This is a genomic window from Pilosibacter sp. YYHA0881, assembly GCF_051602715.1.
Lineage (GTDB): Bacteria > Bacillota > Clostridia > Lachnospirales > Lachnospiraceae > Alitiscatomonas > Alitiscatomonas aceti.
Genome location: NZ_CP175657.1, coordinates 450363 through 471058 on the forward strand (window position 1 = coordinate 450363; position 20696 = coordinate 471058).

The window sequence follows — 20696 nt, forward strand, 5'->3', positions numbered from 1 at the left end:
CTTAAGCCGGGGCTGCCGTGAATACCAGAACGGACCGGGACTCCAGGGTGATCTGTGGAGAAGAGATGAGACAGGGCGGCTCATGGGAGGACGGCATATGGCCTTTGAGATACGTTCCTGCTGTATCGGCCTCCACCTTCCATTTCAGAGATTTAGATACCATGGGAAGGAGAAAAGCCTGGGGCTCCCAGTATACGTTCACTGCCAGACAGACCAGATCGTCTGCCGTATCCGTCCGGTTCCTGCCGGAATACAGCACCGCCAGCACATGGGTGGAGCCGTCGGGAGGGATCACCTTTATATTCGGAAGGCCCAGGGAGCAGACGCCGGAGGGCTTCCGGATCACGTCGTGGGCCTTTCGGAACGCGATCATATGCTTTGTATAGGAAAAGTGGTCCCGGTTCTTTTCCAGAAAGCTCCAGTCCAGCCAGGAGATCTCGTTGTCCTGGCAATAGGCGTTATTATTTCCATACTGGGTATTTAAAAATTCATCACCGGCCAGGAACATGGGAGTGCCGCGGCTCATAAGGAGCACGGTCACCGCGTTCCTGGCCAGTTTTTTTCTCAGCCCCAGAACAGCCTCGTCGCTGGTATCGCCCTCGGCTCCGCAGTTCCAGCTCCGGTTGTCGTCGCTGCCGTCCAGATTGCACCAGCCGTTGGCCTCGTTGTGCTTCTGGCTGTAAGAATACATGTCCCAGAGGGTGAAGCCGTCATGGCAGTTTAAAAAATTCACTGAAGCGTGGCTGCCTCTGGAGGCCGGATCGTAAAGGTCGGCAGAGCCTGTGATGCGGCTGGCAGCCGCCGGGGAAAGCTCCAGACCGCCTTTTAAATAATCCCGCATATCGTCCCGGTACCGGCCGTTCCATTCGGCCCACCGGTTCCAGGAGGGGAAGCTTCCCACCTGGTAAAGTCCCCCGGCGTCCCAGGCTTCGGCAATGAGCTTGACATTTTTTAGCACCGGATCAAAGGCGAGCTGCTGTAAAAGCGGCGGGCTGCTCATGGGAGAGCCGTCCTGGTTCCTTCCCAGGATACTGGCCAGATCAAAGCGGAAGCCGTCCACATGGTAGGCGGAGGCCCAGTACCGGAGGGCGCTTACGATCAGCTGCTGTACCACCGGATGGTTGCAGTTCATGGTATTCCCGCAGCCGCTGAAATTATAATAATATCCGTCCGGCGTCAGCATATAGTATACGTTGTTGTCAAAGCCCTTGAAGGAAAAGCAGGGACCGTATTCATTTCCCTCGGCCGTATGGTTAAAGACCACGTCCAGGAAGCATTCGATGCCGTTGTCGTGGAGGGCCCGGATCAGCGTTTTCAGCTCATTGCCCTCCCGGTTGTATTCCGGTTTCCCAGCGTAGCTGGTGTTGGGAGCAAAGAAGCTGACCGGGTTATAGCCCCAGTAATCCACCACCTGTTTTCCGTCCACCATGCGGCTGTCCTTCATCTCGTCAAACTCAAAGATCGGCATCAGCTCCACAGCGGTGATCCCCAGCTCCTTCAGATATGGGATCTTTTCCATGATCCCGGAAAAGGTGCCGGGGCAGGAAACGCCGGAGCTAACATGCTTTGTGAACCCGCGCACATGCATCTCATAGATCACCAGATCCTCCATGGGGATCTGAGGAAAGGGCTCCGCGCCCCAGTCGAAGTTGTCCTGGACCACCCGGGCCTTATAAAACACGTCTTTTTTCTTCGGCACCCCCCAGACGCTCTGGCCGGTGACTGCCTTTGCGTAAATGTCCAGAAGGATGTTCTTTTTATCGAAAAGAAGGCCCTTTTCCTTGTCATAGGGGCCGTCCAGCCGGTATGCATATTCAAAATCCTTGATATCCAGGCCGAATACAATCATGGAATATACGTCGCCGATGCGGTAGTGCTCCGGAAAGGGGATGGCCGCATAGGGCGTGTTTTCTGCCCGGTGGAACAGGAGAAGCTCACAGGAAACGGCTCCGGTGGAGTGGACGGTGAAATTGACCCCGCCGGGGATCGCCATGGCCCCGTTGAGCTCATAGAATCCGGGCCGGACCTGGAAGCCGGAGATCTCGTCCATGGGCTTCATATGGATCTGGCCGGAGGGACTGTTTAAAAAGATTGGATTCATAACAACCTCGCTTTTCCGATGGGAATGTTGACATGTTTCTATGGAGCAGGAATCTTGTGATCATTATACATGGAAGGAGAAAGGGGCGCAAGGAGCAGAAAACGGCCCTGGCGTCGGATAGCCGTCAGAAACGTGAGGAATGAAAAGAGTTCATGAAAGTTTTATAAATAGGAAAGGAAAAATCTGGTACAATCTCTGTCAGGGAGGTGTGCGTATGACGTATACATTTTATGAGCTGCTGTGGCTGTTCTTCGCGTATTCCTTCGCAGGATGGATCCTGGAAACTGTGGCAGCGGCAGTGAAAAAAAGAACCTTTGTGAACCGGGGACTGGTAAACGGCCCTTTATGTGTGACCTATGGCGCGGCGGCAGCAGCCATGACCCTTTCCTGCCGTGAGCTTTCGGGCTTCTGGCTTTTTGCGGGGATCGTGATCCTGGCAACCCTAACCCAGTGGATCGCCGGTCATGTGCTGGAGTGGCTGTACCATGAAAAATGGTGGGACTATTCCGGGCTGCCATGGAACCTGGACGGCTATATCTGTGTGCCTGCCTCCGCAGTCTGGGGCGTTCTGGGCGTTCTGGCGTTCAGATGGGGGAATCCCCTGCTGACGCGGCTGTTTGCCCTGCTGCCCGGAAGTCTTGGAAAGATCCTTCTGTGGATCCTTTTACTGGCCCTGGCGGCGGATATGCTGGCTACGGTGCTGATCCTTACGGGAAAGACCAGAAGGATCGAACAGTGGCAGTCGGTGGATTCCCTGTTTGCGTCCTTAAGCGTAAGGCTGGAGCTTCGGCTGTCCTCTCTGGTGAACCGGCGTCTGGAGCGGGCGTATCCCAGGGAGCGGACAGCTGGAGAGGAGAAGGAGCTTAAAACAGCCAGTGCAGAAGGCTTTGCCGCCGGGTGCAGCTTTTATAAGATCTTTCTTCTGTTCGTCATCGGCTGTGTCCTGGGAGATCTGACGGAGACCGTATTCTGCCGGATCACGGCCGGTGTCTGGATGAGCCGCAGCAGTCTGGTCTGGGGACCCTTCAGCATCGTCTGGGGCCTGGCCATCGCCCTGGTGACGGTGCTCCTCTACCGGTACAAGGACAGCTCCGACCGGTTCCTGTTCCTCATGGGTACGGTCCTGGGAGGCGCTTACGAGTATCTGTGCAGTGTGTTTACAGAAATGATGTTCGGAACGGTATTCTGGGATTACAGTAAGATCCCCTTTAACCTGGGAGGCCGGATCAACCTCCTGTACTGCTTTTTCTGGGGCATCGCAGCTGTGGTGTGGTTTAAGGGGCTGTATCCCGTATTTTCCAGATGGATCGAGAGGATCCCGGCAAAGACCGGGAAGCCTCTGGTCTGGCTCCTGATCGTTTTTATGACCGTCAACATGGCCGTCTCCTTTATGGCCTTGTGGAGGAGCGACGAGAGGAGCCGGGGCGTGGCGGCAGAGGCCTCCTGGCAGCAGGTGATGGACGAGCGCTTCGGCGATGAGCGTCTGGCCCGGATCTACCCCAACGCCATCAAAGTAGAATAGAGGAGACGGTTTATTTCACCTCGCTCACTGGGATCCCCGGCGTGGCCAGAAGGGAATAGTTGGTATGGTATACCACGAAGCCCGGAGCCGCGCCGGGGACTTTTTTCAGATTTTTTCTCTGGATGTAGTCGATCTCCACCTTATCGTTTTCCCGGCCTCTGGAATAGTAGGCCGCCAGGGCTCCGGCCTCCTCGAACACCCGGTCCGGCAGCTCCTTTCCCTCTGTTTTTACGATCACATGGGAGCCTGGCATTCCCTTGGCGTGGAACCACCAGTCGCCGCCGTTTGCCGTCTTAAAGGTCAGCTCCTCGTTCTGGTAGTTGTTCTTTCCCACATAGATGTGGAAGCCGTCCGAGGACAGGTAGTGGTAGGGGCGGCTGGTGATCTTCACCTTTTTGCCGCCGGAATAGTGCCGCCGGATGTAGCCGTATTCCGTCAGCTCCTCCTTGATCTGCACCAGGTCCTCCTCCAGCCGGGCAATGTCCATGGAGGTGCTGATGGACTCCAGGTGGTCGATCTCCGCCCGGGTCTGGGAAAGCTGCTCCGTCACGGCCTCGAAGGTCCGTTTCTGCTTGTTGTACTTATCAAAAAATTTCTGTGCGTTTTCCCGGGCCGTCAGGGTGGGATCCAGGGGAATGGTGATCTCTGTATTATCGTAATAATTTAAACATTTAAAACTTTTTTCTCCCCCGGCCAGGCCGTAGCCGTAGGTATTCAAAAGCTCGCCGTAGATCCGGAATTTTTCCCGCTTTTCCGTATCCTTTAACTGCTTCGTCTGAAGGTCCAGCTTCCGGTAGCTGCGCTCTAAGGCGTTGGAGATGATCTTTCTCAGATCCGTGGATTTCTGGTGGATCCTGGATACGGCGTTTTTCTCGGCGTAATACCGTTCCAGCACCTGGCTTACGGAATCAAAGGCCGTTTTCTGGTATTCGCCGCCGTCCATCATGGTCAGAGGGATGGAAGAAAATTCCACGGGCTTTTCACCCTTATAAATGATGCTGGGCGAAAAATTCCCTTTTCTCACATCGTCCATGATCCAGTTGAGGGCATGGTACAGGTGGGTCAGCTCACCTTCGGAAAATTCCTTGGCGGAAACGTCCCCGTCCAGGGAGGCCAGATGGCAGATCTCTGACGTCGCCACGGGGCTTAAGCCGGTAAGATCCATATAGAGGGCCTTGGACAGAGGCTGAGGCGTTCCCTGGATCAGAGGGATAAATTCCTCCTCTGTGATCTCCAGGGGATTTTTCTTTTCCCCGGAGTGGGGGATGAAATAGGTGCGTCCCGGCAGCACCTCCCGGACCGAGCTTACCTGGGCGGAGATATGCTTGATGCTGTCCAGGATCATGTCGTTTTCATCACAGAAGATGATATTGCTGTGCTTTCCCATGAGTTCCACAATCAGATACTTCCGCCGCAGATCCCCCATTTCATCCAGATGCTCGATCTCAAAGCGGACGATGCGCTCAAAGCCTGGCTGGGTCACGGAAAGGATCCGCCCATTGGCGATGTGCTTGCGTAAGAGCATACAGAAATTGGGGGCCGTCATGGGGCTGGGCTTATTGGTTTCAGTGAAGTAGAGGAGAGGGAGGCTGGCGTTGGCTGAGATGAGCAGCCGGAAATTCTCCCGGTTCCCCTTTATGGTCAGCAGAAGCTCGTCCTTTTCCGGCTGGGCGATCTTTGCGATCCGGCCGGAGACGATCTTCTGGTTCAGATCATATACCAGATTTGCAATGGTGATTCCGTCAAATGCCATGGTGTGAAAATTCCTTTCTTAATATAGATTCGATCTGTTCCGTCAGTTCCATGACCGTATGGGTACGGCTCCTGGCACAGGCGTGGGCCGGCTGTTCACAGAGGAGGCATTTCCTTGGAGGCAGTCCCAGATCCTCCCGGGACAGCTTTTTTCCTCCGGCGTCCAGAACGTCGATGTCAAACAGCCGTCCCAGGCCGCCGCCGTCCTCAATGGCCGCCATGAGCGTTTTCAGCCGTACCGCACCGGCCGTCTCCACGGCCCACATGGCCTCCAGTCCCGTGGCCTGGATCACCTGCTCCCTGCGGACCACAGGAAGTCCCTGATCCGCCAGGGCGTCTTCGATCTTGGCGATCCCGGCGTCAAAGGCCTCGGGGACCAGGGGCAGGACCTTCACAGGTCCGGGAATATTTAAGGTAAAGGAGACCAGGGGACAGCGGCAGGAGACAAGGAGACTGTTCTGGAGGGCCGCCCGCTGCTCCCTGGCGTTTAGCATCTGGGGCAGCTCTGTGGGGATCCCTATGAGGGACTGGGCCTCTGCTCCCGGCGTCTGGCCGTGACGGCCGGCGGGGAGGTTCCGGACCTCGTGGAGCAGCTCCAGAAGATACCGCATATATTTTGTGAGATACAGGTCCTTCCGGTAGCAGGCAAAAAAATGCCGGGGATTCTCCACTCCCAGGATGGGGTAGGTATAATAGGGGGACTGGTGGGAATTTTCCGTATCCGCGTAAGCGTCAGGACAGGCCATGACCACGGGACTGGTGGCCACCACGTATTTTCCCACCTCAATGCTGATGGTCTCCAGGCCGATCTCCGGCTTCATATTCCTGGCGGCACAGAGGGCATCCAGAATGGTCCGGGCCGAATGGCCCTGACGGCTGCATATGAATACCTCATCCGCCGCCTCCCGGATGTCGATGGGAGTTCCCGGCCGGATCCGTTCCGCCAGGGCGCAGGCTTTATTGACCAGCAGCACCATATTTTCCTTCTGGATCAGATCGTAGACCAGCTCGTCGTATTTTGGAAAGGTGGTCAGAAGAGCGATGCCCACAGAGCCCTCCAGGACGCTTTCCTCCATGGTGGCCGAGCCCTGTTCGTGAAGCTCCAGCTCCACATGGGGGAAGCGGCTCTTGAACCGGGGATAGAGGTAGGGGAGCAGCTCCATGCCCCTCTGGACCGAGATCCCCAGGCGGATCTTTCCAAATTCCTCATTGCTCAGCTCCTCGACCTGCTTGGCCAGGTTGGTGGAGATGGTGCTGATCTGCTTGGCCGCCTTCACGTAAAGGGCTCCGGCAGGGGTCAGGGTGATGGGGTCCGTGTTCCGATTGAAGATCGGCGCTCCCAGGTTGGCCTCGGCGGCCTTTATGATCTGGCTTAAGGAGGGCTGGGACACATACAGCTTTTTCGCCGCTCCCGTAAAGCTCCCTTCCTTCAGAACTGTCAATACGTACTGCATATGTTTCTCATTCATGGCGGACCTCCATCCTTTTATGATTCCCTTTATCATACCATAACAAAAGGAGAAATTCCACAGTGGATTCCTTTCTCAGTCTGCGGAAGGCCTGAATAGCCAGTCCTGGCCGTATACTGTCTTTTGTATACACAAAACTTAGCAGAAATTAAACACACTGGCCGGAGTACCGCTAAGAACTTAGCATAATGCACAAATTATCCCATAGGACAAACCTTATAATTGGTATAATTGTATATATATTAGACGGAATGGCCAGGGGATGATATGATGTTTTCATAAAAATACAAAGAAGCTAAAGGGGGAAATCCTATGAATCTCGCATTTTTAGGTTTTGCAATGATCATTGTGTTCATGGCGCTGATCATGGCAAAGAAACTGAGTCCGTTCACATCCCTGATCCTGGTGCCGGTGGCCTTCGGACTGCTGGCCGGATATGGCTGGGATACCCTGGGCTACGCCATGGACGGCATCAAGAGCGTGGCCTCTACCTTCGCGATGATGACCTTCGCGATCCTATACTTCGGCGTCATGCTGACAGCTGGCATGTTCGATCCCATGGTGGACCATGTGGTCGCATGGTGTAAGGGGGATCCCTTAAAGGTACTGGTGGGAACGGCCATCCTGGCGGCCTTCGTTTCCTTAGACGGCGACGGCACCACCACGGTCATGATCTGCTGTACGGCCATGATCCCCATTTATAACCGGTTAAAGATCAAAAAGATCTACCTGGCTACCCTCATCATCTTACAGAACTGTATCATGAACCTGATCCCCTGGGGCGGTCCCACAGCCCGGGTCATGTCGGTCATGAAGCTGGATGCGGGAGAGATCCTGGCTCCGCTGGTGCCGGGAATGGTGCTTTCGGCCATTTATGTGGTGGGCGTATCCTATTACCTGGGCCTTAAGGAGAGAAAGCGGCTGGGCGTTGCAAAGGCCGCATCTTCAGAGGTACATAAGGTGGAGGTGTCCCCGGAGGAGCAGGAGTGGAAGCGGCCAAAGCTGATCTTCTTTAACCTGGCCCTGACCGCCGCTGTCATCGTATCCCTGATCATGGGCCTGGCTTCCTCTGCCATTCTCTTCGGCGTGGGAACGGCCATCGCCCTGGTGGTGAACTATCCCGACCAGAAGATCCAGAGAAAGGTCATCAGCTCCCTGGCTCCTGATATGATCAACGTGGTCATGATGGTCCTGGGCGCAGGCGTGCTCATGGGCATCTTAAACGGTCCCGAGGACGCGGGCATGTCAAACGCCATCGCCCAGTTCTTAGTGTCCGTGATCCCCGAATCCCTGGGACGGTACTTCGCGGTGATCATCGCCGTCATCAGCGCGCCGGGTACCTACCTTTTAAACAACGACGCCTTTTACTACGGTGTTCTCCCGCCCCTGGCGGCAACGGCAGAGGCCTACGGGTTCACCAGCCTCCAGATCGGCTTCGCGGCCCTCATGGGACAGGCCTTCCATTTCTTAAGCCCGCTGGTACCCTTTATCTACCTGCTCATGGACCAGACCGAGATCACCCTGGCCCAGTACCAGGGCTATATCTTCAGATGGTGCGTGGGGATCTTCGTGATCTTCATGGTCATGGGGCTGGCTCTGGGATATCTTCCGGTTTTATAATACCTTTCCTTAACGGGACGCTGCGGTCTGCGGCGTCCTGTTCTGGCAGAAGGGCATAAGAAACGCCCTATATATCACATAAAGATATATATATTGGATAAAAAATACCGGAAATGGTATAGTGAGTATAGAAAAAATGACCGAATGAGAAGGAGGGGATCAGATGGAGATCTTAAAAACAGCCATGGCCGGGACCCTGGAGTCCAGCGATGCCCAGGTGACCGTGGAGCCGGGAGACAACGGCATCGAGCTGATGATCGAGAGCAGCGTGATCCATCAGTATGGGAGACAGATCCGCGCGGTGGCCCTGGAGACCTTAGAACGGCTGGATGTGAAAAACGCCAGGGTGACAATCTTTGACAAGGGCGCCCTGGACTGTACCTTAAAGGCCAGAGTGGAATGCGCCGTTTACCGCAGCAACGGCGTCAGTGAAAATCTTCCGTGGGGAGGTGTGATCCGGTAATGCATCCAAATAAAAAACGATTAAGACGTTCCATGATGTTTTTGAACTGCCAGAAGCCGGGCCTTATCAAGGACCCCTATATTTATAAGCCGGATTCCATCATGCTGGATCTGGAGGACGCGGTGGCGGAGAACCAGAAGGACGCGGCCAGGTATTCCCTGTTCCACGCCTTGCAGGAGATCGACTACCACGGCGTAGAACGGGTGGTGCGGATCAACGGCCTGGACACGCCTCACTGGAAGGAGGATATCCGGGTCTGCGTGGCCGGAGGGGCTGACACCATCCGGATCGCAAAGACCGAGACGGCCCAGGATGTGAGGACTGTGGAGGAGCATGTGCTGGCGGCTGAGCGGGAGTTTGGACGGCCCGAGGGCAGCACTCTTTTAATGGCGGCCCTGGAATCCTGCAAGGGCGTTTTAAATGCCCTGGAGGTGTGCCAGTCCTCAGACCGGCTCATCGGCATCGCCCTTTCCGGCGGCGACTACACAAAGGACCTTCAGACCACCATCACCGGCACCGGCGTGGAGCTCATGGGAGCCAGACAGCATATGATCATGGCGGCCCGGGCGGCAGGCGTCCAGTGCTGGGATACGGTGTTCACCAACCTGGACGACATGGAGGGCTTTGAAAAGGAGACCCGTATGATCAAGCTCATGGGCTTCGATGGAAAATCCCTGGTGAACCCCCGTCAGATCGCCGTGGTACATAAGGTGTTCACCCCTGCTGAAAAGGAGATCGTGTTTGCCGAAAAGGTGGTGCGGGAGATCGACGACAAGAAGGCAAAGGGCATCGGTGTATTTACCGTGGACGGAAAGATGATCGACATCGCCTTCTACGACGGAGCAAAGAGAACGCTGGCCATGGCCAAGGCGGCCGGCGTGTATAAGGGGGAGCTGTAATATGATCAATGCTGTTGGAAGAGAGATCCCCGGGGAGATCTTAAAAAAGACCGGCAAGGAACCCTTTAAGGGAGCCTATGCCAATGACAATCATGAATATAAAAAAGCGGCTCCCACCGTCCGCGCGCTCTGCGATCCGGGCCGGAGCAAAATGGTGGAAAATATCCATGAGGCTCTGGTAAAATGCGGCATCCGGGACGGGATGACCCTTTCCTTCCATCACCATTTCCGCGAGGGAGATTATGTGGTCAACATGGTCATGGAAGAGATCCACAAAATGGGGATCAAGGACCTGACCATCTGCGCCAGCTCTCTGGGCAAGGCCAACGACCCCATCGTGCCCTACATCGAGGACGGCACCATCACCGGGATCCAGTCCTCCGGCGTCCGCGGAAAGATCGGAGAGGCCATCTCCACCGGGCGTTTAAGGGACCTGGCCATCATGCGCTCCCACGGCGGAAGGGTCCGCGCGGTGGAATCCGGCGAGGTCCATATCGACATCGCCTTCATCGGGGCCCCCACCTGCGATGAATACGGAAACATGCGGGCCAACGGCGGAAAGAGCGACTGCGGCGTATTATCCTACGCCATGGTGGATGCGGAATACGCCGACAAGGTGGTCGCCCTCACCGACTGCCTGGTCCCCTTCCCCAACGTTCCCGCCAGCATCTCCATGGTCCATGTGGACTATGTGTGCGTGGTGGACGAGATCGGAAATCCGGCAAAGATCGCCACTGGAGCGGCAAAGCCCACCACCGATGTGAGAAAGATCATGATGGCGGACTACTGTACTCAGTTTGTGATCCACACACCGTATTTTAAAGAAGGCTTTTCCTACCAGACCGGCGTGGGCGGAGCCTCCATCGCCTCCACCATTTCCCTGGGAAAGATCATGGAGGAGCGGGGGATCCACATGGGCCTGGGCCTGGGAGGCATCACCACCCCCATGTGTGAGCTTCTGGAAAAGGGCCTGATCAAAAAGATCGTGGATACCCAGGATTTCGATCTGGGAGCCATCGAGTCCATTAAGAGGAACCCGGACCACATTGAGATCTCCGCCTCGGAGTATGCCAACCCGTTCAATAAGGGAGCCTTCGTCAACAAGCTGGATTTCGTGATCCTGGCTTCCCTGGAGGTGGACGTGGACTTTAACTGCAACGTGGTGGTGGGCTCCGACGGCATGATCACAGGGGCCCAGGGCGGTCATCCGGATACGGCGGCCGGCGCAAAATGCACCATCGTCATCGCGCCGCTCCTGCAGGGACGGATCCCGGCCATCTGCACCCGTGTGACTACGGTGACGACTCCCGGCGAGACCGTGGACGTGGTCATCACCGATTACGGCATTGCCATCAACCCCAGACGGCAGGACCTGATCGAATGTATGAAGGACGTGGACCTTCCATTCTGCACCATTGAAGAGCTGCGGGATAAGGCCTACGCCATGGTGGGAGAACCGGATCCGGTGCAGTTTGATGACCGGATCGTGGGCGTCATCGAGGCCCGGGACGGCACCATCATCGACGTGGTCCGCCAGATCAAGGAATACGAGTTCTCATAACCCCTTTTCATAAATACAGATCCCGGCCAGGCCGGGAAAGGCAGACGGTCCGGAGGCACTGTCAGTTTCCGGGCCGTTTTGCCGCCTGAAATGCTAAGAAAGTGTGAAACTTTCATGGAAATATACAAAGAAAACGCAAAATAAGCTTCAAAGGAGAGAAAAAGTATGTCGGGTACCCTTGTAGGAATCCTTGGATTCGCCTGTATCGTCGCCATCGTGGTGACACTGTTCAAAAGTAAGACCCTGCCCAGCATTGCCTTCATCGTTTTTCCGATGATCCTGGCTCTTGTGCTGGTCCTGGGAAAATATTATACCTGGGAGGACATTGCATCCCTCATTAAGAGCGGCTTTTCCAGCACCGGTCCCACAGCGGCCCTGTTCGTGTTTAGTGTCCTGTATTTCGGTATCATGACCGACGCCGGGATGTTCGACGTGATCATCGGGAAGCTGATGCTTCTGGTGAAGGACAGCGTGGTGGGCGTCTGTATCATGACCTGCATCATCGCACTCATCGGCCATCTGGACGGCGGCGGCGCTTCCACCTTCTGTATCGTGGTCCCGGCCATGCTGCCAGTCTATAAAAGGATGCATATGCGTCCCACTACCATGCTGCGGATCGCGGTGCTTTCCATGGGCGTACTGAACCTGATGCCCTGGGCTGGTCCCACCATGCGGGCGGCCACAGTCCTGGGCATCGAGGCCGGAGCCTTATGGCGCACCATCATGCCGATCCAGGCCTGCGGGATCATCCTGGCTCTGGCCGTGGCCGTTGTCAACGGCATCATTGAAAAGAAGCGGGGAGCCGGATTAAACGGGCTCCTGGCACAGACTGAGGGCCAGGCAGCAGTGAGCCCGGCAGAAGCAGCGGCAGCGGAAGCCGCCAGCGAGCTGGCCCGTCCCAGATTGTTCTTTTTTAACGTGTTCCTTACCATTGCGGTCATTGCCCTTCTGATCCTGGACATCTTCCCCAGCTACGTTCCCTTTATGATGGGCGTGGCCCTGGCGATCCTGGTAAATTATCCGGGGGCGAAAATGCAGAAGAAGATCATCAATCTCCACGCCGGTCCGGCCCTTATGATGTGCTCCACCCTCATGGGAGCAGCCGTTCTCATGGGCGTTCTTGTAAAGAACGTGGAGGGCACAGAAAGCGTCATCACCTGTATGTCCGGCCTGATCAGCGGCTTTTTACCGGCTGTGCTGGGACGCCACCTGCCGCTGGTGATCGGTATTTTAAGCGTGCCTCTGGCCCTGGCCTTCGATACGGACAGCTATTTCTACGGAATGCTTCCGGTAATGATCGGGATCGGAGAGGGCTTCGGCATCGCCGCCACTCCCATTGCCGTTGCCATGGTGGTATGCAGAAACTGCGCCACCTTCATCAGCCCCATGGTTCCGGCCACCCTTCTGGGCGTTGGCCTGGCAGACGTGGACATCAAGGACCATATCAAGAACAGCTTTTTATGGGTATGGGGCTTCAGCTTTATCTGCATGATCGTTGCCGTCCTGTTCGGGATCATGCCCTTATAATTGAAAATCTTAGAAAGAAAAACGCCGTTTCCCTGCGGGCTGATCACAGCCCCGTGGGGGACGGCATTTTTTTATGGTGGAATTTTTGAAAAAAATGATTTTTTAAGAAAAATGTCAGATTAATTATGCGGTTCTTTCTTGAGGACCGGCCGTTTATCTGATAAAATAGGATTGACAAAGAAATTTGGATGAAAAAGGGCTGGCTTCGTGGACTGATGGAAGGAGGCAGACATGGGAAAAGCAATCCTTACTTTTATTTGTATGTTCCTGTCATTGGCATTCGGCTTCGATTCTTATGCATCCGAGCATCTGCTTCCACTGGAGGAAAGTGAGTACCAGGAGATCGTTTCCATGAGAGACGAGATATTATTTCAGATGAATCATGGAGGAGCCCGTGCAGAACTTGGGCGGGATGTGCGGATGGATGAACTGGGGATGGAGAGGGCATATAAAATTTATTCGGAGCCAGGGCTTTTAAAGACAGAGGATCCAAAGAAATCATTGGAGAACAGTGATTATATGTGGCAGATTCCGGTTTATACAGGTCATGTTACGGTCCTCGCCGATATAACGAAAGTAACACCGCTTCCAAAGGATATCCCGGAAGATGCAGAACAGATGCTTAAAGATGACTTAAACCACTGGACAGTGGGAGCTGTCTATGTGTACAAAAATGAAACGGTTGATTATAACGAAGCAGTGGCTGCTTCCCTGGAGGTGGCGGGATATGACAGCGATAAATACAGATATGAGATCGTTTCCGGACTTCCCGGGATCCGATATCCCGCAGCAGTTGTATTCAGTGCAGATGGAATCCCCGAGTTTATCATTCCAGTCCAGAAAGCCACGGCACATGCATTTACCGGAGAGTGGCCGACGGCGGCAGAAAACAGGAGTACCGTACCATCTTTGGAGGTACAGGATGGCCGCAATGACAGCGGAACCAGCTTCCCGGTTTATTATTACAGCGATGTTGCCAGAGCATCAAACTCCTGGCTTCGGTACGGGATGGGCCTTTCCTATAAAGAGAGAGGCTTTGGAGCCGGGAACATATCGGCTGTTATATTGGGAGCTGCCGGAGTTTTCACCATAGCAGGTGTCATAAGAAATAAAAATCGTACTTGATAGAACGGGACCATGTATGCCGAAAGCGAGGAAGCAAAAATGAAAAAAATAACCGCATGCTTATGTATTATGGCTGTTACGATGTTTTTTGCCTTCTTTCTGTTTTATCCGTGGAGTAAGAAGGCTTACGAGGATGGAGGAACGACCATATATTCCAGCCTTACATATGAACTGATCATATGGAGAACCATCGGCGGGAAAGATGATATTGAGTTTTATCTATTCCCTAAAAATCTGAAAAACCATGTGGTGTAGGGACAGAAAGAAAAGAAACTGTACCTGTAAGGGAGGGGGACATAGACTTGCGCATTTATCTTTATACATTCATTTTGACGTTTGTTTTTTCTTTTTTTCTGTTTTTTCCGTGGAATAAGAAAATTTACGAAGAGGAGAGGATGGTCACCTATTCCAGTCTTTCTTACAAGATCATGATATGGAAGGGGCGGGATGAGCGTAACTGGTTTGAATTTTATCCATTCCCGGAAAATCTGAAAAACAGCCTGGAGCTGCTGGCAGATCCATAGACAGCAGAAGGAACGCATTCTTATCTGATAAAATAGGGTTAATAAAGGAACAGCGATGGAAATGGATGGCTTTTAGTGGAGACTGGAGGCGGAAGATCAGACACACGGAAAGGAGAACGGTATGAGAGACAGGACAGAGAAGATGATCGGCGGAGTAAGCGCACTGCTGCTGTTGTTTGTGGTTACACGATGGAAACTTTTTGAATACGCCGCACTGGTCCTCTGGATCGTACATCTGGGATCCTATTTGCGCAGGGAACGGAAGGTCAATCTTGTGACCATCTGGTACGCAGTCCTCGGAGCGGCGCTTATTGGTCTGTTTATATGGGATATCCTATATTATAATAAAAGTTCTTCAATGATCCATGAAGGGTGAAAGACCTGAAGCACAGTATCTTGAAGGTAAGTATGGCGCAGATCCATATCTTAGAAGAAATTATAGATTTGGGAAAGGTTGACGCCTAAGAAAGCCGGAACTCGTGAACTTGCTGGCAGAAACCGTATGCAGCGTCTGGAAGACCATCCGCATTGCCGGGGACGATTACCCCGCGGAGCTGGTGAAATCTAGGCTGATGAAACTGGACAGCACTCACATTGAGTTTGTCTTTGACCAATAAAGAACGGATGAAAGACATTACCGGCAGCATAGAACGAGGGATTGAAAAGTACAGCGTAAACAATACCATGCTAATCTATATGCATAAGCCAAATGCTGCTTTGGTGGCTGGCTTTAACAAGTAGAGAGATCGGTTTGGACGCAACGTAATGAAAGGCGAAAAACGCATCAAAATTATTGCTCCCACGCCCTTCAAAAAGAAAATTTGAACAGCTTGCCACCACTTATGAGTATAGCAGCACCAGCGGCGCAGAGCGAACTTATAAAAAGATCGTGGACAGGCTGACCGGACTATTGGTGGATGCCGGTGTTCTCGGTGTGGTGGAATTGAAGCTGACCGACAAAAACAAAAAATCGCCGCCGCTGCATACGAGTACAAAGCAGTACATCGGTATGCCAACGACGACGATGAATGGGGAGAAATCCGTTTTGACTTTTCTGCGGGAACTGCTCAGATCGCAAAGCTGGCAGACGGCGATCTGAGCAGAACGAACGTGTTTGCTAAAATCGCTATCCGTCAAATTCTGAAACTCTCCATGAGCGAGCTGCCAAAGAAATTGACGATTCCCTTTGAGTAGGAAATGGAGCGAATACGATACGGAGACTGATCGCTGCGGCGCGTTTTTATATACCTCTTGCGCCCCCGTTGGCACTGCCAACATACATACGAACAGGCGGATTTTGCTTATTGCAAATTCCTTGTCTTTTGTAGCTTTCAGTCCACAAAATCTGCCTGTTCTGCTGCTGCCGAAAAGTGTCTGTCCGGTATGGTGACAGCCCCTTTCCAGCGTCAGCGGTTGCAAAAGGTATAACACCCTAGACTTTGCAAGCAAAATCGCGTGTCAACAGGGATGCTTCTCACCTCTATTGGAAACCCAGAGCCAAGGGATTTTGTCTCGTCTGTCGGCTCGATCAGCGCTTCAAAATGCATTGCATTTTGAAGTCTCCGCCGGAGCCCTGCTCTCCTCTGGACACCCCAAACAAAGGAGAACGCCGTTCCCCTTTGGAACTCCTTTGTCAATAGTGAGATGGCTCACCTTTATTGTGGAACAACATCTTGCTGATCACGCGGGGCTGGCAGTAGGCTGAAGCAAGACTTCTTATTGGACTTTCTTTTCTTCTATGAAGTTGGAATAGTCCTTCAACCCGTGCAATCCATAGCGAGAAGATGCTCCGCCTGCGCAAAAATATTTTCAGGTTTTTATTTCTATTTAAGTTACAGCGTTTATGATATAATTGCCCTGTAAAGAAACGGGCTTTTTCCTTCAAAGATAAATCTGAGAGGAGTGGCGATATGAGACTTTTACTGGCTGAAGATGAACAGGCGTTGTCAAAGGCACTGACAACTATATTGGAGAGAAATAATTATTCTGTCGATGCGGCATACGATGGAAAAGAGACACTGGAGTATTTAGAAGCAGATAATTATGATGGTGTGATTCTTGACATTATGATGCCAAAGATAGACGGCATTACCGTGCTGCAGGAGATACGAAAAAAAGGAAATCTGATCCCGGTACTGCTTTTGACCGCAAAATCCGAGGTGGATGATAAAGTGGTTGGCCTGGACGCCGGTGCGAATGATTACCTTACTAAGCCCTTCAATTCACGAGAATTGCTGGCTCGTATTCGGGCAATGACACGAACACAGACAGTGCAGGGAAACTCTCAGCTGAAAGTTGGGAATATCACGCTGGACCGCGCAACGTATGAGCTTTCTTCACCATCCGGCAGCTACCGATTGGCAAACAAGGAATTTCAAATGATGGAAATGCTGATGAGCAACCCCAAAAACATCATTTCTGCTGAACGGTTTATGGAAAAAATATGGGGATATGACAGCGAAGCCGAAATCAACGTTGTGTGGGTGTATATCTCCTATCTCCGTAAAAAACTTGCTGCTCTGCACGCAGATATTCAGATTAAGGCTCTGCGAAATGCCGGCTATACACTGGAGGAAAAAGAATGATACGGACACTGCGCATAAGGCTGATCCTTGCCTCCATGGTTTCGCTGCTATTGGTTCTAACGGTTATTTTGGGAGCTGCGGGGATTCTAAATTACAGAAAAATAGTAACGGATGCTGACAGCATCCTGGATGTTTTAGCAGAAAATGATGGAGTTTTTCCTGCTGATAAACATCTGGAAAACGATTTCTTTTCGACAGGCAGACATCCAAGGTACGATCGCCTTAATTCCCCCGAACTGCCCTATGAATCCAGATACTTTTCAGTGTTCCTTACACAGGACGGAACAACAGCCGCTGTGAGCACAGGAAAGATTGCGGCAGTCGATACACAGGCCGCCATTGAATACGCACAGATGGTCTTAAATAGCGGGGATTCCAGAGGCTTTGTAGAAAATTACCGATACATCCTATATCTGTCCGGAGATGAGATCCATATTATTTTTCTTGATTGCAGACGGGAAATTGGCGCTTTTCAAAACTTTTTACTTACAAGCACAGGCGTTGGCCTCCTTGGTTTATTTTCTGTACTGCTGCTGCTAATCATTCTTTCCGGACGTATTGTGAAACCCTTTTCTGAAAATTACGAAAAACAAAAGCAGTTTATTACCGATGCCGGACACGAACTGAAAACTCCTCTGACGATCATTGATGCCGATGCGGAAGTATTGGAAATGGATGTCGGGGAAAACGAATGGCTTTCGGATATAAAAAATCAAACCAAGCGGTTGGCTCAACTGACAAATAATCTGATTTTTTTGTCGCGCATGGAAGAGCAGCCGCAGGTAGAAAAAATAGAATTCCCTATTTCTGATCTGGCGGAGGAAACATTGGAGGCGTTTCAAGCTCTTGCCAAAACCCGCAACAAAACCATCTCCAGTCAAATCGAGCCAATGCTGTCGATGGTGGGTGATGAGAACGCCATCCGGCAATTGATTGTCATTCTTCTGGACAATGCCGTAAAATATTCTGATGATGGAGGAAAGATTGAGCTTTCGTTGCAAAAGAAAAAAAACACCATTCAGCTGGGCGTGTTCAATACAGCAGAATCCATCTCAAGAGCGGATATCCCCCATTTGTTTGACCGTTTTTATCGTGCTGACAGGTCCAGAAATTCCCAGACCGGTGGTTACGGCCTGGGGCTTTCCATTGCATCGGCCATCGTAAACGCACATAAGGGAAAGATTACGTCAAATACGCAAGACGAAAAATCGCTGTTAATTACAGTCACTTTTCCTTTATAATGCTATCTTAAAAATCAGAACATTTTTCCAAGGGGCTGTCGGTTAATACCGATTTTTTCCCCGGATAACAAAAGAATGAGACAGTCCGCAGAACTCCTGGCTTTTTCAGGGCTATGGTTTTCTGCCGGACTGTCTCATTCCCTTTTTGTCTCCAATTTCAGGGCATAGTATCCCCTTGTTTGGCATTTTGGGAACGCTCATTGCCTTTAAGCAGTTTTTGGTTCCTTTTTCCCTTCGTATTTTTCAATCTCATGATGCAGAAACCGGTGGTATTTCATGATATTCCGCCCGATCGCATACAGCATGAACTCTTTATACACCTTTTCTTTTGAACGGTAATGGAATCTCCGGAAGTTCTCATTCTCTTTGATGTCACCAAAGTGGCCTTCCGTCTGGATCGACCGTGTCTGACGCTTCAGGATCCCTTCTTCACTCTGGATGTTTTCATTGGTTTCCTCTTTCAGCTCTTCCCACCGTTCATTACTCTTCATGACCTTGTTTCGGTCTGAATGCTTTTCAGCATCATATTTGTACAGACATTTCGCCTTATGTTCACAGCCGCTGCAGTCTGCACAGCCATATACTTCAAAGGTCTGGGTATACCCATCCTGTATCCTGCTTTCCGTCCGCATATGCCGCAGTTCCCGCCCATCATGGCAGATGTAGTAATACTCATCCTCAAAAACGGCACAGCTCATGTTATAATACTTTCCGATATCCGCTTTGTATGCACGGGTCCTCCGTTTTTCGTGATCCTGAAGCTTGATATAGCTTTTGATCCCGTTCTCCTTCAGATAGGAAAGATTCTTTTCGCTGCAGTAACCGCTGTCCGCAGTGACTGCTTCCAGCTCTTCCCCAAATGCTTTCCGGTGCTTTTCCAAAACCGGGATCAGCGTGTTGTAATCAGTCCGGTCGCTGCTGACATAACTGTGGACAATGAAATAGTTCTCTACTGCGATCTGGACATTGTATGCCGGTTTCAGCTGGCCGTTGAGCATGTGGTCTTCTTTCATTCTCATGAAGGTTGCTTCCAGATCTGTCTTGGAATAGCTGTTCCGTCCTTTGCCCATGATCTCAAAGTGTTCCTTGTATTCCATCAGGCGGCTGCCGCAGGTCTCCAGTTCTTCATACAGCTTCAGGATCTCAGGCGGGGAACAGCCGTCGATTTCGATCACGGTATTATTGGAAATCTTCTTGTGCTTTGTCAGCTTCCGTTTCCGGTTCTCCTCGATCACACGCCGGACTTTGTCCATGCCTTCCACCACAAACATCCTGGCATCCCCAAGATCGTATTTCGGTCCATACCCGTTTTCATGCAGAAGTGCATTGTAAGCTGCATAAAGGGCATCAATGGTGTCCAGAAGCCCCGCAAGATGGTAGTTTAAGCTTCCCCGCCAGACAAAGGTATAACGGTTGGCGTTTGCTTCTATTTTAGTGCCATCGATAAAAAGCTCTCTGAGTGTGAGCAGGCCTTCCTTTTTCAAACGGCGCAGGAACTGGTAATTCAGTTCATCCAGGATCTCACCGGTCAGTTTTTTCCCCTTAAAATCATAAAAAGCATCCCGCCTGGGTCTCTGGCCTTTGGTCAGCCAGATGAATGCCAGGTCCCGTTCACACAGTTCCACGATCCGGTCAACGGCCCGGATGCCACGCATGTTTGCGTAGGTAACAACAGCATACAGCATGATTGGATTGTACCCGGTTCTTCCCTGGTCTGAACAGCAGGCCTGAAAAATCCAATTCCTCCATTACTTTTTTCAGGGTATAGACAGGATCGTCGTCGGGTAAATGCAATTCGAAGAAGCTGAAGTTAATTTTCTGTTGCCCAAAATCAAAAAAGTCGTTATAATAATCTTGTTTAAGCATAGTTCCATTATAACATGGAACGGGGAAAAGATGGTTGTCGTTAGCCATCTTTTTCTCTTTTTTATGAAAAAATTTCAGGGTCGGTTGTGACTCACATAAGTCACAGCCGGCCCTGTTTTAGACTATCTATTTCCCGACAGCCCCTTTTTTATACTTGCAGCCTGATCCGATGTGAATTGGCGCAAATCCGGGTAATTCCTCACCGAAATGTACCATTGGATTTTTTCAGCAAACGGATACCAAAGCAAAATTTTAAGTTGGATTAAGTTTCGAGTTTAAGTTTGTCTAAGGTTGCCCCCGTATACTGTGGTCAAACAAAAGAGCCGCAGCGTCTTGCTGCATGAGGGGCTGAAAGGAGTCGATGATATGTATAATCAACAAGAATATACTATATTAGCAAATTACCCCCTACCTTCTTCCGGGTGCGAATCCCGAACAGTA

16 protein-coding genes and 3 pseudogenes are annotated in these 20696 nt (G+C 51.9%); 14 read left to right on the plus strand and 5 right to left on the minus strand.

The window, feature by feature from the left end; genetic code table 11:
* Position 1 precedes the first annotated feature (1 nt).
* Entirely contained in the window at positions 2-2101 is a 2100-nt protein-coding gene (locus tag ACI6NM_RS02135; RefSeq protein WP_262427389.1) for a glycogen debranching protein, read from the minus strand.
* Positions 2102-2315: 214 nt separating this feature from the next.
* Here ACI6NM_RS02135 and ACI6NM_RS02140 point away from each other — a divergent pair, with 214 nt between their 5' ends.
* Complete coding sequence (locus ACI6NM_RS02140; protein ID WP_262427388.1) at positions 2316-3623, plus strand: putative ABC transporter permease; 1308 nt, start codon at positions 2316-2318, stop codon at positions 3621-3623.
* 10 nt (positions 3624-3633) lie between these two features.
* Here the strand turns inward: ACI6NM_RS02140 and ACI6NM_RS02145 are convergent, their stop codons facing one another.
* Positions 3634-5376 (minus strand): Rqc2 family fibronectin-binding protein, encoded by a 1743-nt coding sequence (locus ACI6NM_RS02145; RefSeq protein ID WP_262427387.1) that lies wholly within the window; start codon positions 5374-5376, stop codon positions 3634-3636.
* Entirely contained in the window at positions 5366-6844 is a 1479-nt protein-coding gene (gene citX / locus ACI6NM_RS02150) for a citrate lyase holo-[acyl-carrier protein] synthase (RefSeq protein ID WP_262427386.1), read from the minus strand. Before citX ends, ACI6NM_RS02145 begins: the two co-directional genes overlap by 11 nt.
* 312 nt (positions 6845-7156) lie before the next feature.
* Between citX and ACI6NM_RS02155 the strand changes: the two genes are divergently transcribed.
* From ACI6NM_RS02155 to ACI6NM_RS02205, 11 genes and pseudogenes are all read left to right on the plus strand, one after another.
* Positions 7157-8464 (plus strand): CitMHS family transporter, encoded by a 1308-nt coding sequence (locus tag ACI6NM_RS02155; protein WP_262427385.1) that lies wholly within the window; start codon positions 7157-7159, stop codon positions 8462-8464.
* Between the two features lie 163 nt (positions 8465-8627).
* Positions 8628-8927: a citrate lyase acyl carrier protein gene (gene citD, locus ACI6NM_RS02160; protein WP_158357082.1), complete on the plus strand. Its 300-nt coding sequence runs from the start codon at positions 8628-8630 to the stop codon at positions 8925-8927.
* Positions 8927-9826 (plus strand): aldolase/citrate lyase family protein, encoded by a 900-nt coding sequence (locus ACI6NM_RS02165; protein WP_158357083.1) that lies wholly within the window; start codon positions 8927-8929, stop codon positions 9824-9826. The genes citD and ACI6NM_RS02165 overlap by 1 nt, the downstream gene beginning before the upstream one ends.
* A 1-nt stretch (position 9827) precedes the next feature.
* Positions 9828-11387: a citrate lyase subunit alpha gene (citF, locus tag ACI6NM_RS02170; RefSeq protein WP_262427384.1), complete on the plus strand. Its 1560-nt coding sequence runs from the start codon at positions 9828-9830 to the stop codon at positions 11385-11387.
* Positions 11388-11552: 165 nt separating this feature from the next.
* Complete coding sequence (locus ACI6NM_RS02175) at positions 11553-12914, plus strand: CitMHS family transporter (RefSeq protein WP_158357085.1); 1362 nt, start codon at positions 11553-11555, stop codon at positions 12912-12914.
* A 231-nt stretch (positions 12915-13145) separates the two neighbouring features.
* Positions 13146-14039 (plus strand): hypothetical protein, encoded by an 894-nt coding sequence (locus ACI6NM_RS02180; RefSeq protein ID WP_262427383.1) that lies wholly within the window; start codon positions 13146-13148, stop codon positions 14037-14039.
* Positions 14040-14078: 39 nt separating this feature from the next.
* Positions 14079-14294 (plus strand): hypothetical protein, encoded by a 216-nt coding sequence (locus ACI6NM_RS02185; protein WP_262427382.1) that lies wholly within the window; start codon positions 14079-14081, stop codon positions 14292-14294.
* A 140-nt stretch (positions 14295-14434) separates the two neighbouring features.
* Positions 14435-14563 (plus strand): hypothetical protein, encoded by a 129-nt coding sequence (locus tag ACI6NM_RS02190; RefSeq protein ID WP_262427381.1) that lies wholly within the window; start codon positions 14435-14437, stop codon positions 14561-14563.
* Positions 14564-14684: 121 nt separating this feature from the next.
* A complete protein-coding gene (locus ACI6NM_RS02195; RefSeq protein ID WP_262427380.1) occupies positions 14685-14939 on the plus strand; it encodes a hypothetical protein in 255 nt (84 codons plus the stop codon).
* An 88-nt stretch (positions 14940-15027) separates the two neighbouring features.
* Positions 15028-15174: pseudogene (locus tag ACI6NM_RS02200) on the plus strand (DUF6017 domain-containing protein); the annotation flags it as partial.
* Positions 15170-15385: pseudogene (locus tag ACI6NM_RS02205) on the plus strand (ArdC-like ssDNA-binding domain-containing protein); the annotation flags it as partial. The pseudogenes ACI6NM_RS02200 and ACI6NM_RS02205, both read left to right, overlap by 5 nt.
* Before the next feature lie 54 nt (positions 15386-15439).
* Here ACI6NM_RS02205 and ACI6NM_RS02210 read toward each other — a convergent pair.
* The gene (locus ACI6NM_RS02210; RefSeq protein ID WP_262427379.1) at positions 15440-15982 is read right to left on the minus strand and encodes a hypothetical protein; all 543 of its coding nucleotides are present in this window, start codon (positions 15980-15982) and stop codon (positions 15440-15442) included.
* Between the two features lie 491 nt (positions 15983-16473).
* Between ACI6NM_RS02210 and ACI6NM_RS02215 the strand changes: the two genes are divergently transcribed.
* Both ACI6NM_RS02215 and ACI6NM_RS02220 read left to right on the plus strand, forming a co-directional pair.
* Positions 16474-17148 carry a response regulator transcription factor gene (locus ACI6NM_RS02215; RefSeq protein WP_262427378.1) on the plus strand — a complete coding sequence of 225 codons (675 nt, stop codon included), beginning with the start codon at positions 16474-16476 and terminating at the stop codon, positions 17146-17148.
* On the plus strand, positions 17145-18389 hold the full coding sequence (locus tag ACI6NM_RS02220) for a sensor histidine kinase (protein WP_262427377.1): 1245 nt from the start codon (positions 17145-17147) through the stop codon (positions 18387-18389). Before ACI6NM_RS02215 ends, ACI6NM_RS02220 begins: the two co-directional genes overlap by 4 nt.
* 206 nt (positions 18390-18595) lie before the next feature.
* On the opposite strand, the pseudogene ACI6NM_RS02225 reads toward ACI6NM_RS02220, so the two are convergent.
* Positions 18596-20255: pseudogene (locus tag ACI6NM_RS02225) on the minus strand (IS1182 family transposase).
* Between the last annotated feature and the right edge of the window lie 441 nt (positions 20256-20696).